At 33.5% G+C, this 13158-nt stretch carries 12 protein-coding genes and 1 tRNA gene; 8 read left to right on the top strand and 5 right to left on the bottom strand.

Annotated elements, in window-relative coordinates:
• Positions 1 to 171: 171 nt before the first annotated feature.
• Together B8963_RS04405 and mce are read right to left on the bottom strand one after the other, a co-directional pair.
• A tRNA-Ile gene (locus tag B8963_RS04405) sits at positions 172 to 245 on the bottom strand.
• A gap of 136 nt (positions 246 to 381) precedes the next feature.
• Positions 382 to 780 (bottom strand): methylmalonyl-CoA epimerase, encoded by a 399-nt coding sequence (mce, locus tag B8963_RS04400; RefSeq protein WP_084060196.1) that lies wholly within the window; start codon positions 778 to 780, stop codon positions 382 to 384.
• Positions 781 to 840: 60 nt separating this feature from the next.
• On the opposite strand from mce, the gene rbfA reads away from it, so the two are divergent.
• Complete coding sequence (gene rbfA / locus B8963_RS04395) at positions 841 to 1233, top strand: 30S ribosome-binding factor RbfA (RefSeq protein ID WP_084060195.1); 393 nt, start codon at positions 841 to 843, stop codon at positions 1231 to 1233.
• A gap of 3 nt (positions 1234 to 1236) precedes the next feature.
• Positions 1237 to 2439 carry an ABC transporter permease gene (locus B8963_RS04390; protein WP_084060194.1) on the top strand — a complete coding sequence of 401 codons (1203 nt, stop codon included), beginning with the start codon at positions 1237 to 1239 and terminating at the stop codon, positions 2437 to 2439.
• 31 nt (positions 2440 to 2470) lie between these two features.
• Here the strand turns inward: B8963_RS04390 and dusB are convergent, their stop codons facing one another.
• Positions 2471 to 3463 (bottom strand): tRNA dihydrouridine synthase DusB, encoded by a 993-nt coding sequence (gene dusB, locus B8963_RS04385; protein WP_084060193.1) that lies wholly within the window; start codon positions 3461 to 3463, stop codon positions 2471 to 2473.
• Positions 3464 to 3561: 98 nt separating this feature from the next.
• Positions 3562 to 4782, bottom strand: coding sequence for a M20/M25/M40 family metallo-hydrolase (locus B8963_RS04380; protein ID WP_394334731.1), 1221 nt, complete (start codon positions 4780 to 4782; stop codon positions 3562 to 3564).
• Positions 4783 to 4818: 36 nt separating this feature from the next.
• On the opposite strand from B8963_RS04380, the gene B8963_RS04375 reads away from it, so the two are divergent.
• The 5 genes from B8963_RS04375 (at position 4819) to B8963_RS04350 (ending at position 8710) form a co-directional block, all read left to right on the top strand.
• Complete coding sequence (locus B8963_RS04375) at positions 4819 to 5931, top strand: TolB family protein (protein WP_084060191.1); 1113 nt, start codon at positions 4819 to 4821, stop codon at positions 5929 to 5931.
• A 43-nt stretch (positions 5932 to 5974) separates the two neighbouring features.
• Positions 5975 to 6175, top strand: a complete 201-nt coding sequence (locus tag B8963_RS04370; RefSeq protein WP_084060190.1) for a hypothetical protein — start codon at positions 5975 to 5977, stop codon at positions 6173 to 6175.
• 3 nt (positions 6176 to 6178) lie between these two features.
• Entirely contained in the window at positions 6179 to 6940 is a 762-nt protein-coding gene (locus B8963_RS04365) for a prolipoprotein diacylglyceryl transferase (RefSeq protein ID WP_084060189.1), read from the top strand.
• The gene (locus B8963_RS04360) at positions 6912 to 8306 is read left to right on the top strand and encodes a radical SAM protein (RefSeq protein WP_084060188.1); all 1395 of its coding nucleotides are present in this window, start codon (positions 6912 to 6914) and stop codon (positions 8304 to 8306) included. Before B8963_RS04365 ends, B8963_RS04360 begins: the two co-directional genes overlap by 29 nt.
• A 191-nt stretch (positions 8307 to 8497) precedes the next feature.
• The gene (locus tag B8963_RS04350; protein WP_084060186.1) at positions 8498 to 8710 is read left to right on the top strand and encodes a hypothetical protein; all 213 of its coding nucleotides are present in this window, start codon (positions 8498 to 8500) and stop codon (positions 8708 to 8710) included.
• Between the two features lie 3 nt (positions 8711 to 8713).
• Here the strand turns inward: B8963_RS04350 and B8963_RS04345 are convergent, their stop codons facing one another.
• Positions 8714 to 11134 carry a TonB-dependent receptor domain-containing protein gene (locus tag B8963_RS04345; protein WP_084060185.1) on the bottom strand — a complete coding sequence of 807 codons (2421 nt, stop codon included), beginning with the start codon at positions 11132 to 11134 and terminating at the stop codon, positions 8714 to 8716.
• Between the two features lie 201 nt (positions 11135 to 11335).
• On the opposite strand from B8963_RS04345, the gene lepA reads away from it, so the two are divergent.
• The gene (gene lepA / locus B8963_RS04340) at positions 11336 to 13132 is read left to right on the top strand and encodes a translation elongation factor 4 (protein WP_084060184.1); all 1797 of its coding nucleotides are present in this window, start codon (positions 11336 to 11338) and stop codon (positions 13130 to 13132) included.
• The last annotated feature ends 26 nt before the right edge of the window (positions 13133 to 13158 follow it).

Genomic DNA, 13158 nt, shown 5'->3' with positions numbered 1-13158 from the left:
ATAAATAAACATTTGGAGAATTTAAAGAGCGGATATTTTTATCCACTATTAAAAAGCATCAAAAAATAGTGTATTGTGTTAAAAAAAGTTAAAACTGAATATGTTTGCAAATTGTTTGCAAATAAAAAAGCCTCAAAGAGTTAAAACTCTTTGAAGCCTTTATTTTACTAGTGGTCCCACCTGGGCTCGAACCAGGGACCACCTGATTATGAGTCAGGTGCTCTAACCAACTGAGCTATAGGACCGTTGATTATTTTGTAATGTAACAAATAAAAAATGCCACATTACCGCAATTTGCGGATGCAATATTACTACTTATTTTTAAAGGTTGCAAGCATTCTTTTTTACAAAAACAGAAGTTTTAAAAAATCGAGTGAAAATTTACGCATCTTGGCATAATTCTATTAAAACACCATTGCTCGATTTTGGGTGTACAAATGCCACTAATTTATTATCCGCCCCTTTTTTTGGAACTTCATTTAATAATATAAAACCCTCTTTTTTAAGTCTTGCCATTTCCGCAATAATGTCATCCACTGCAAAGGCAATGTGGTGAATTCCTTCTCCCTTTTTCGCTAAAAACTTGGCAATAGGGCCATCTTCCGATGTAGATGCTAATAATTCTATTTTATTTGGTCCAGTTTTAAAAAATGATGTTATAACTCCCTCAGAAGCAACTTCTTCCTCTTTATAGGCAGCCACACCAAGTAACTTTTCAAACAGGTTATTTGAGGTTTTTAAATCGTTTACGGCAATGCCAATATGTTCAATTTTATTCATTTATAGCAGTATAACTCACAATTGCACTAAAATACACAATAATCTGCGTATTTTTGTCCCATGGAAACACAGAGACAAAAAAAAATCGGAGGCGTTATACAGAAAGATATCGCAGATGTCTTACAAAGAGCCGCTACGGATGGTGGACTTAAAGGAACTTTAATTTCTGTTTCGAAAGTAATTGTAACAACAGACCTTTCTATTGCAAAGGTGTATGTGAGTATATTCCCAACGAAAGATGCAGAAGAGTTATTAAAAGGGATAAAATCTAATCAGCCATTAATAAAACACGAATTAGCACAGCGTACCAAAAATCAGTTACGTAGAATGCCTGAGCTTTTATTCTTTTTAGATGATTCGTTAGAATATATAGACGGTATTGAAAAATCGTTAAAAGGCACAGACAATCCAATTGCTAATCCAGATCTTTTAGAAAAAAGAAAAAAAGCATAATCCTTGAATTTTTCGCTGTACATCGCTAAGCGCTACATAAGATCAAAAAGCAAACAAAGCGCTGTTAACATTATTAATCTATTTACTTTTTTTGTAATTGTAATAGGTTCTGCAGCACTTTTTATAGTGCTATCCGGATTTGCTGGATTAAAAACATTTAGCCTACAGTACACCAATTCTTTTGACCCAGATTTAAAAGCCCTACCCACAATAGGTAAGTTTTTCTCTGTTACAGAAGCACAAGAAAAGCAGCTTTCAACCCTTAAGGGCATTACCACCTTTTCTAAAGAAATTGAAGATCGTGTTTACCTAACCCATAAACAAAAAGATCATATAGCCTATATAAGAGGTGTTGATGAAAACTACAATTTAGTTACCGGAATAGATAGCACCATTTACATAGGTGAATGGTTCGGTGAACAGCAGGCAGTTACAGGTATTGGTATTGCAAATATTTTAGGATTAACCATAAATAATTATCGCAGTCCCTTAGAGGTTTTAGTTCCTAGAGCAGGTACTGGATCCTTATCACAACAAGGAATTAATGCAAAATTTTTTAATACCGCTCCATTGGTGGTAAGCGGTGTTTATGCTGTGGAAGCCGAATTAGATAACAAATATGTTTTTGCTAGCCTGCCTTTTGCACAGGCTTTATTAGAGAAAGAAAGCACTCAGGTTTCTGGGATAAATTTTAAATATGCAGAAAACGCAAATACAGATGATACTAGAAATGATATTCTTAAAATTTTTGATAATAAGATAGTATTAAAAGATAGAAAAGAGCTTAATAGTACCTTATACCGCATGCTAAACACGGAGAATCTGGCTACCTATTTAATATTTACACTGGTTTTAATTATTGCTCTTTTTAATGTGGTTGGTGCTTTTATCATGATAATTTTAGACCAACAAGCAAATTCAAAAACGCTATATAGTTTAGGCACTACTATTAAAGATTTACGCAGAATCTATTTTGTACAAGGAGTTATTGTTACTTTTTTTGGCGGGCTAATTGGTGTGCTTCTGGGATCTATTTTAATTTGGTCTCAAATAATCTTCGAATGGTTAAAAATTAGTGCGGATTTAGCCTATCCTGTGGAATACCAATGGATTAATGTAGTGATTGTATTGGCAACCATTTCTGTTTTAGGGGTTATTGCATCAAAAATAGCGAGTAGCAGAATTAATAAGTCGTTGCTTACCTAAGTTGATACCGATAAATTACTGTATTGAACCACTATTCAAATACATAATCTCCAAAATTCTCTAAAATTTCATCAAAAGCTTCAAAAACATCTACAGAATGGTCACTTGTTACCATCTTCATGCGGTATTCCTTAAAATTAGGAATCCCTTTAAAATAGTTGGTATAGTGTCTACGGGTTTCAAAAACTCCTAATTGTTCCCCTTTCCAATCGATTGCCATTTGTAAATGTCTGCGAGCTGCATCTACACGTGCTTCAATAGTTGGAGGTGCAAGATGTTCTCCGGTTTTAAAATAATGTTTCACTTCATTAAAAAACCAAGGATAACCTATACTAGCTCTACCAATCATAGCGCCATCTAAACCGTATTCATCTCTCATTCGCATAGCTGCTTCTGGCGTGTCTACGTCACCATTACCAAAAACGGGAATATGCATGCGTTGGTTATTCTTAACCTCGGCAATAGGCGCCCAATTGGCATTGCCTTTATACATTTGCGCTCTTGTACGGCCGTGTATAGCGATAGCTTTGCAACCTACATCTTGCAAACGTTCTGCAACCTCAACAATTTTTATGGAATCTTCATCCCATCCTAAACGAGTCTTCACTGTAATAGGTAATTTGGTATGCTTAGCCATAGCTTCGGTTAGCGAAACCATTAAATCTATATCTTTTAAAATTCCAGCTCCCGCTCCTTTGCTCACCACCTTCTTTACCGGACAACCAAAATTAATATCAATAATATCAGGATTTGATTTTTCTACAATCTCTACGGATTGTAACATAGATTCTAAATTTGCTCCAAAAATTTGTATACCGACTGGTCTTTCTTTTTCGTAAATATCAAGTTTCATAACGCTTTTAGCCGCATCACGAATTAAACCTTCTGATGATATAAACTCGGTATATACTACATCGGCACCTTGTTCTTTACAAAGTGCACGGAAAGGCGGATCGCTCACATCTTCCATTGGTGCAAGTAATAACGGGAAATCAGGTAATTGAATGTCTCCTATTTTTGGCAAAACAATTTTTTTTAAATACTAACTTATTTTCACCTCTCTTTTGGAGAGGTCAAAATTACATTTTTGTAATTCTGAGTGAGGACAAAATTACATCTTTTCTAGAAAGAAATAGTAGCTTCAATTTTCTTCCCATTTCTGTCGACTATTACTTTGGTAGCATTGCCTTCTTCAAAACTAGAAAGGGCTCTCATATAACTCATCATATCCACTACAATACTATCGCCTAATTGCACTACAATATCGCCTTTTTGTAAACCTGCTTTTTGTGCTGGCTTATCTTCACTAACGCCATCTATTCGCATTCCTTTACCATCAAACAAATAATCTGGAACTACTCCTAGAGCCACTTTAAATCGTGGTACTTCTTCACTTTCATTCTTAGTTTTTCTAAATGCTAATTTTTCACTTTTATCCAAATCAGAAATTACAGTAAAAATAAAATCAGTAATCTTTTTCATTCCATCATAATTCAGCTTTTCTGTATCATCCGATGGTTTGTGATAATCTTCATGCTGACCCGTAAAAAAATGCAACACCGGAATATCTTGTAAATAAAACGATGTATGATCAGATGGACCCACTCCAGATTCTTGTAAAACCAATTTAAAATCTTTATTCGCGGTATTCAATACTTGATTCCAAACAGGAGCAGTTCCAGTTCCACTAATTGACAAGGTATTGTCTGGTCTAAGTCTACCGACCATGTCCATGTTCACCATATAATTTACCTTAGATAAATCTATTGTGGGGTTTTTTACAAAATAATTACTTCCTAAAAGGCCCATTTCTTCACCCGAAAAAGCAATAAACAAATAATTGTTATTGGTGTTTATATTTTTTAGAGTATCGGCAAGTTTCAAAAGCATAGCCACACCACTTGCGTTGTCATCAGCCCCATTATGGATTGCCTTACCTTCACGATACAGTGAGCCTTCCCCACCCATGCCTAAATGGTCGTAATGGGCACCAATGATAATAGTTTTATCTGCTTTATTATCTAAAAATCCAATTACGTTGGTTCCTGTTATGGTACTATCCCCTGTACTATATTGTACCTCGCCGTGTGGATCTTTTTTTGGTTTAAAAGTAAATTTTTGATAAAAAGTATCAGCATCACCTTTAGGGTTTAAATCAAGAGATTTCATTCTATTCATTAGATATTCTGCTGCTTTTTTTTCGTTTTCAGTACCTGTTTCACGACCTTCTAATGAATCGCTTGCCAAGAAAGCAACATCATCATGAAAAGTAATGGCTTTTTTTGGTTCGGTTTTACAAGCAATAAAAAGCACGAAAAATAGTGGTAATATTATCTTATTAATCATTTTGAATGTAGTTTTGTGTAAAATTAAGCATCCATGAAGAATTTTCTAGTATTCCTTTCAATTATCTCATTAGCAAGTTGTAAGAACGATCCCAAAAAGACAGAAATTCTAAATACCCCTGAATCTCAGACCGAATTAATACCAGGTAATGATACCTTAATTTATCCTGAAGAAAAATATTTTAAATCTATCCGTCAGGTAACCTTTGGTGGTGACAATGCAGAAGCGTATTGGAGTTTTGATGATAGTAAGCTTATTTTTCAATCTAATAATAAAGATTGGGGATTAAACTGCGATCAAATGTTTGTAATGAATGCCTCAGATAGTTTTAAAGATTCCATTCCCCCAATGGTTAGTACAGGTATGGGAAGGACTACTTGTGCCTATTTTTTACCCGACAATAAACATTTTGTGTACGGCTCAACACATTTAGCTGATAAAGAATGCCCTGAAGTACCGCTTCGTAAAAATGGAAATTATGTTTGGCCAGTTTATGATTCGTTCGACATTTTTGTGGCCGATTTAGAAGGAAATATTACTGCGCAATTAACCCATGAACCCGGTTATGATGCAGAAGCTACAGTATCTCCAAAAGGTGATAAAATTGTATTTACTTCAACAAGAAGTGGCGATTTAGAGTTATATACCATGAATTTAGATGGTACCGATGTTAAACAAATTACTAACGAGTTAGGTTATGATGGTGGTGCCTTTTTCTCACCAGACGGAACCAAATTAATATTTAGAGCATCTCGCCCAAAAACGCCTGAAGCTATAAAAAAGTATAAAGATTTATTAGCACAAGGCCTTGTAGAACCTACCGATATGGAATTGTTTATTTGTAATGCTGATGGAAGTAATTTAAAGCAACTAACTTTCCTCGGAAATGCCAATTGGAGTCCATTTTTTCATCCATCTGGTAAGAAGGTGTTATTCTCAAGTAATTTTGAGGCAGAACGTGGTTTCCCTTTCAACCTTTATTTTATTGATATTGATGGGAAAAATTTAGAACGTGTTACACATGGCGAAACTTTTGACGCCTTTCCGGTGTTTTCTAATGATGGTAAATATTTAGCGTTTTCAAGCAATCGTAACAATGGTGGTGGGAGAGACACCAATTTATTTATTGCGGAGTGGCAAGAATAAATCACTATCTAACTTGGTTGACTTAATTTTATACAAAACAGCAATGTCTGACATAAATATTTTTGATGGCAATGCCGTATTTACAATAGGCTTGGTCCTATTTTCACCTTTAGGAGTTCTTTTATTGCTTGGCTTTTTCTTTAAATCAATAGAAAAACCACGAACCGCAAAAATTTTCTATAGTTTAGCCGTAATTTACGGCATATTTATTTTTGCTGCATTACTTTATTTGAACCTAACTTAAGCAATGGAAATACCCTTTGAGCCAATTATTTTTGGGGTAAAACTTAATATTCATCTTGTATTAGAATATCTCGCATTTTTCATCGCTTTTAGATATTACGTTTACCTGAGAAAAATTAGTTCTGACACCATTTCTTCTAACAACCGGTTATCTATTATTATTGGTGCCATTTTTGGCGCCTTGCTGTTTTCTAGAATAGTTGCTTTCTTAGAAAACCCATCTACTAATTATGACCAAGGTTGGTTTTACATTCTTAATAATAAAACCATAATGGGCGCACTTTTTGGTGGTCTTCTAGGGGTGGAATTAGCCAAAAAAATAATAGGCGAAAAAAAATCTTCGGGAGATTTGTTTACTTTACCCATTATTCTCGGAATTATTATTGGAAGAATTGGTTGTTTGCTATCGGGAATAAAAGAGTTTACCTATGGAAGTGAAACCAATACTATTTTTGGAATGGATTTAGGAGATGGAATCCTTAGACACCCCATTGCTTTATACGAAATTGTATTCTTGACTATACTATTTATACTTATTTATAGGCTACAACAAAAACAGGTGAACTTTACTTCTGGAAACTACTTTAAAGTATTTATGATCCTCTATTTTCTCTTTCGTTTTGGAGTAGAATTCTTAAAGCCAAATACTTTTCTATTTCTTGGATTAAGCAGCATTCAATATTTATGCTTAATTTGTTTCTTGTATTACGCTAAAACAATACAAAACGCTGCCATTTATGTCTACAAAAAATTACACCTATTATGATTTTACATTAAGTCTATGTCCTGAATGTTTACGTCGTGTAGATGCTAAAATTGTCTTTGAAAATGAGAATGTCTACATGCTTAAAAATTGCAAAGAACATGGTAGATCAAAGGTGTTAATTGCTGATGATATTGACTATTATAAAAACATACGTAATTATAATAAAGCATCGGAATATCCAAAAACCTTCAATACCAAAACGCATTATGGCTGTCCTTATGATTGTGGATTATGCCCAGATCACGAACAACATTCATGCTTAACTGTTGTAGAGCTTACTGATCGGTGCAACTTAACATGCCCCACTTGCTACGCTTCGTCTTCGCCAAATTATGGCCGACACAGAACTTTGGAAGAAGTGAAAAAAATGCTCGATGTTATTGTAAAAAACGAAGGGGAACCAGATGTGGTGCAACTTAGTGGCGGAGAACCTACTATTCATCCTCAATTTTTTGAAATATTAGATTACGCCAAAACATTGCCAATTCGGCACTTGATGGTGAATACCAATGGTATTAAAATTGCTAAAGACTATGCATTCGCAGAAAAACTAGCTAGTTACGCTCCTGATTTTGAAATTTATTTACAATTTGATTCTTTAGACAACCATGTTTTACAAACCTTACGTGGGGCAGATTTAGCAGATACTCGACTAAAAGCTTTAGAGCATTTAAACAAATTGAATTTGTCTACGACTTTAGTGGTTACACTTCAAAAAGGATTAAATGATCATGAAATGGGGCAAACTATAGATTTTGCTTTAAAACAAAAATGTGTTCGTGGGGTCACTTTTCAACCAACTCAAATTGCTGGTCGTTTAGATAATTTTCAGGTAGATGAAAATAGAATCACCTTAACGGAAGTGCGAAGAAAAATATTAGAACAATCGCCAATTTTTGAACCAGATGATTTAATTCCGGTGCCTTGTAACCCAGATGCCTTAGTTATGGCATATGCCCTAAAAATTGGCGATGAAGTTAGCCCATTAACACGATTTATAAATCCGGATGATTTACTAAACGAGGGTAAAAACACCATTATTTATGAACAAGATGAAGCTTTACATGGTAAAATGATTGAGCTTTTTAGTACTGGAAACTCGGTAGAAAAAGCTTCGGAGAACTTGAAATCTATTATGTGCTGCTTGCCAGAGATAGATGCGCCAAATTTGGGTTATGATAACCTATTTCGCATTATAATCATGCAATTTATTGATGCGCATAATTTTGATGTTCGAGCGATAAAAAAATCGTGTGTGCATATTGTAAATAAAGATTATAAAATTATACCTTTTGAAACCATGAACTTGTTTTACAGAGATGAAAAAATAGCTCGTTTAGAAGAACTAAAAGCAGAATATAATTAATGGGAATAGTACTCTTATTTTTAATGCCAGCCATTATTTTAATCATAATAGGGATTATCTTAATGAATAGCAATAATAAAAAGATTGCTAAAATTTTATTTATTATAGCTGGAATTTACCTTGTAGTAGGTTTAGGAACTTGTGGTTATCTATTTTTTAATTTTTCTTTAGAACACTAATTTAAATATACTATGGCAACACTCCCTTTAGAAGTTGGAAATTTAGATGGTCTTATTTATTTTTTTGCCTTAATAATGATAGGTCCAGCCATTGTACTGGCTATAATTGGCGGAATACTTTCAGCAAACAAGAAAAAGAAAGCAGCAAAGGTGTTTTATATTCTAGCTGGCGTTTATTTACTTATCAGTTTTGGTGCTTGCGGACTAATGGCTGGAGGATTTTAAATACTAATCTTTCTTTAATCGATCACGCTCTACTTTTTCAATATCTCGTTTATTATCGCTTAATTTAAAATTACCAAAATTATAGGTAAAACCTACTCTAACAAATTGCGATTCTGGTTGCGCATAATAAGAATAATCCTGATTAAAATATTTAGAGGTAAAAGTTGCATTTGCTAGTCCTAATACATCCTCAGCTGCTAATGTTACCACTCCTTTTTTATTCCACAAGGTTTTGCGCAAACCCATGGTTAAGTTAGTAGATTCAGACATTTTATAATTACCCCTTAAAAATCCAGATAAATAGGTTACGCCCATATCACCACTAAAAGTACCATCTTTAGAAAGTGTAATATAATTCCCCAAATAAACATAAATACCCTTTACATCATTAGTGTATATTTGGTTATTGCTTTGTTCCACCAAAAAGGTTTCTTCTTCAGAGAAGATTGAAATATAGGATGCCAAGAACCAATTTTTGGTAATCGAATTTCCATAATTAAAATCAAAACCGTAAGAAATAGCCTTTAAAAGGTTTGTGCTTATTTGCTGGGTAGTTTGAGCTTGATTGTCTTGAAAAGTTAACAAACCAATTTCCTTGCCTCGATCTTTGTAATAAAAATCAAAAAAATATGTGTCTTTTAAAGTGTAGTTAATGTTAAAGTTATGACTAAACGAAGGTCTTAAATTGGGGTTACCAGTACTAAAGCTATTTTCATTTAAAAAATAACTAAACGGATTTAAATCATCATATCTTGGTCGCTCTAATTTACGGCTATAATCAAAAGAAAAACTATGATTTTCAGTTGGGGAATGAAGAGCAAAAACAGAAGGGAAAAGCTCAAAATAGTTTTGTGTATTATTGGAATTCAAAGAAATAGAAGTGCCTACAGCATCTGTATATTCACCTCTTAATCCTATTTTTAAAGACCATTTATCCCAATCTCTTGAGGCGCTTGCATACCCAGCCAAAATAGTTTCATCATATTCATAATTATCAGACAAACTAGTATTTAAGGTTTGGTTGGCTCCAACAATAGTAAAATAATTAATTCCACTAGTAGAATTTATTAAAGAAGCTTTTGCACCAGTTTCATACCTAACCTTATCTAAAGGCATCACTAAATCTACTTGACCAGTATAAATTTGGATATCTTGTTTTGCATCTGTCGAAAAATTAAATGATCTAATTAAATTACCATTTGGAAAAAAATAATTAGAATAAACACCTTGATATTGATCCTCATTAAAATTGGTGTAATGGCCATTAAAAGAGATAAACGATCCATCTCTATCAAATTTATGTTTATAGGAGAGATCCACAGCAAGATTTGTATTATTATTCTCTAAATTACTATTGGTATTTAAAGTTGAATCTAATTGTTGTTGTGAATTCTGAATTAAGCTTTCTAGAGTATTTGAGTAAGTTTTATTCGGAGAGTAAGACAAATTGGAAGTTAGATTCAATGAGTTTTTAACATCAAAATCATAATCTAGTATTAGCGTGGCATTTTGTGCTTGAGATCTTGTTATCCTTTGAAATTTAGTATCCCAAATAGAATAAATTGCATTTGTATTGTCTACATATTTGGCATTACTATCGTCTTTTTTAATCTCTTTTCTAGGATTAATCGTATAATTTGCAAATAAGTTTAATTTATCTGTTTTATAGTAATGGCTTGTTCCAAAAGCATATTTTGGATAAAAAGCTTGGGTATAATTGCCATTGATACTGCCTTTGTAGCCAGGAACTATATTTTTTGAGGTAATAATATTTAAAACCGGACCGCCTTCTGCTTCAAATTCTGCTGGAGGATTTGCTATAACCTCTATAGATTTTATATTGCCGCCAGAGAGACCTTCTAATAAATTTTTAACTTCATCAGCGGATAATTGAACTTTTCGGTTATTAATATAAATAGTAGCTTCTTGATTTTTTATTTGAAGTTCGTCTTGAGCAACGATAACACCTGGGGTTCTTTTTAAAATGTCCCATGAATTACCTTGAGAAATAGAAGTGTTTTCAACATTAAAAACTAATCTATCTGGTTTGCGTTCTATTGTAGGCTTTTTAGAAACTACTACTACTTCATCGAGCTGATCAACCTCTTCTTCTATAATTATAGATCCAATATTTACATCTTTCGAAACTGCTATGGAGGTATAGCTAGATAATTTTCCTACATAACTTGCCTGTAAATAATAGGTTTCCGCCTTTATGTTTTTTAGAGTAAATGTACCATCTTCATTTGCCGAAGAACCTTTAATAAGTGTAGAATCTGTACTATTTAATAAAAAAACATTGGCGAAAGGAATAATCTCATTTGTGCTACTTTTCACAGTACCAGAAACTTCATATTCCTGCGCACTTCCTATTTGAATGGCAACGAAAATTAAAAAAAAGAATGTTAGCGCGGTTTTAAGCAAGCAAGTTTGGGTTTTAATTTTATCAAAATTAACATTTTTTTAAGCTTTTGACTACAAAATTTGTAATCTTTTGAAAGTATTCATTTCAATTACCCTATTTCTCCTATATTTCTATGATTGTAATAATCTTTGCACTACAAATGAATTATATTTGCAATTGCTTTATTGCGCTTTAACATTAGCGATACGAAAAGAAATTGAATGAAAAATATTAGAAACTTCTGCATTATTGCCCATATTGACCATGGTAAAAGTACTTTGGCTGACCGATTATTAGATTTTACGGGATCTGTTACGGAACGTGAAAAAAAAGAACAATTACTGGATAGTATGGATTTAGAGCGTGAACGTGGAATCACCATCAAGAGTCATGCGATTCAAATGGATTACACGTATAAAGGAGAAAAATACGTTTTAAACCTAATTGATACTCCGGGTCACGTAGATTTTTCATACGAAGTTTCTAGATCTATTGCAGCTTGCGAAGGGGCTTTACTAGTTGTAGATGCTGCACAAAGTATTCAAGCACAAACGATTAGTAATTTATATTTAGCCTTAGAAAACGATCTAGAAATTATTCCAGTATTAAATAAAGTAGATTTACCAAGTGCAAATCCTGAAGAAGTTACTGACGATATTGTAGATTTATTAGGCTGTAAAGCCGAAGAGGTAATTCCTGCAAGTGCCAAAACAGGTATTGGAATTGAGGAAATTTTAGCTGCCATAATTGAGCGTATTCCACCTCCAAAAGGTAATCCAGATGAATCATTACAAGCGCTTGTATTCGACTCAGTTTACAACCCTTTTAGAGGTGTAGAAACCTATTTTAGAGTGATAAATGGTGAAATAAAAAAAGGGCAAAAGATAAAATTCGTAGCTACCGATAAAGATTATTTTGCAGATGAAGTTGGTACACTAAAATTAATTCAGCACCCTAAACAAAGCATAAAAGCTGGTGATGTTGGGTATTTAATTACTGGTATTAAAGATGCACGTGAAGTAAAAGTAGGTGATACAATTACTGATGCTGCCAACCCAACTAAAAATGCCATAGGAGGATTTGAAGACGTAAAACCGATGGTTTTCGCAGGAATTTACCCTGTAGATACCGAAGATTTTGAAGAGTTACGCTCTTCCATGGAGAAATTACAGTTAAATGATGCTTCTCTTGTTTTTGCACCAGAAAGTAGTGCCGCTTTAGGTTTTGGTTTCCGTTGCGGATTTTTAGGAATGTTACACATGGAAATCATTCAAGAACGTTTAGAGCGTGAGTTTGATATGACAGTAATTACCACGGTACCTAACGTTAGTTACCATGCATTTACAAGAAAAGATATAGATGTTCCTTTAATCGTTAATAACCCGTCTGATTTACCAGACCCATCTACGATTGATAGAGTTGAAGAACCGTATATAAAGGCTACGATAATTACAAAATCTGATTTTGTGGGCAATGTAATGTCATTATGTATTGAAAAACGAGGCCTTATTACCAATCAAACGTATTTAACTACAGATAGGGTTGAATTAAGTTTTGATATGCCTTTGGCAGAAATTGTATTCGATTTTTACGATCGCCTAAAAACAGTTTCAAAAGGTTATGCTTCTTTTGATTATACGCCAATTGGTATGCGAACTTCTAAATTAGTCCGTGTAGACATCCTATTAAATGCACAGCCAGTAGATGCCTTATCAGCCTTAATACATTTTGATAATGCTACTACAATTGGTAAAAAAATGTGTGAAAAACTAAAAGAATTAATTCCAAGACAGCAGTTTGATATTCCAATACAAGCTGCTATTGGAGCAAAAATAATTTCAAGAGAAACAATTAAAGCACTGCGTAAGGATGTTACTGCAAAATGTTATGGTGGTGATATTTCTCGTAAGCGTAAGCTTTTAGAAAAACAGAAAAAAGGTAAAAAACGTATGCGACAAGTGGGGAATGTAGAAATTCCGCAAGAAGCATTTATGGCGGTTTTAAAGCTAAATGATTAAAAATTAGCGGGGTTTTAACTCCGCTT

The sequence above is a fragment of the Cellulophaga tyrosinoxydans genome (genome assembly GCF_900176415.1).
Classification (GTDB): Bacteria; Bacteroidota; Bacteroidia; order Flavobacteriales; family Flavobacteriaceae; genus Cellulophaga; species Cellulophaga tyrosinoxydans.
Note: the sequence above shows the minus strand (reverse complement) of the source record. Positions and strands in the feature narration are given on the sequence as shown.

Coding starts and splice junctions, on each gene's coding strand:
- B8963_RS04365 (WP_084060189.1), top strand. CDS start 6,179: ATGGAAATACCCTTTGAGCCAATTATTTTTGGGGTAAAACTTAATATT.
- lepA (WP_084060184.1), top strand. CDS start 11,336: ATGAAAAATATTAGAAACTTCTGCATTATTGCCCATATTGACCATGGT.
- mce (WP_084060196.1), bottom strand. CDS start 780: ATGAATAAAATTGAACATATTGGCATTGCCGTAAACGATTTAAAAACC.
- B8963_RS04370 (WP_084060190.1), top strand. CDS start 5,975: ATGTCTGACATAAATATTTTTGATGGCAATGCCGTATTTACAATAGGC.
- B8963_RS04360 (WP_084060188.1), top strand. CDS start 6,912: ATGTCTACAAAAAATTACACCTATTATGATTTTACATTAAGTCTATGT.
- rbfA (WP_084060195.1), top strand. CDS start 841: ATGGAAACACAGAGACAAAAAAAAATCGGAGGCGTTATACAGAAAGAT.
- B8963_RS04375 (WP_084060191.1), top strand. CDS start 4,819: ATGAAGAATTTTCTAGTATTCCTTTCAATTATCTCATTAGCAAGTTGT.
- B8963_RS04350 (WP_084060186.1), top strand. CDS start 8,498: ATGGCAACACTCCCTTTAGAAGTTGGAAATTTAGATGGTCTTATTTAT.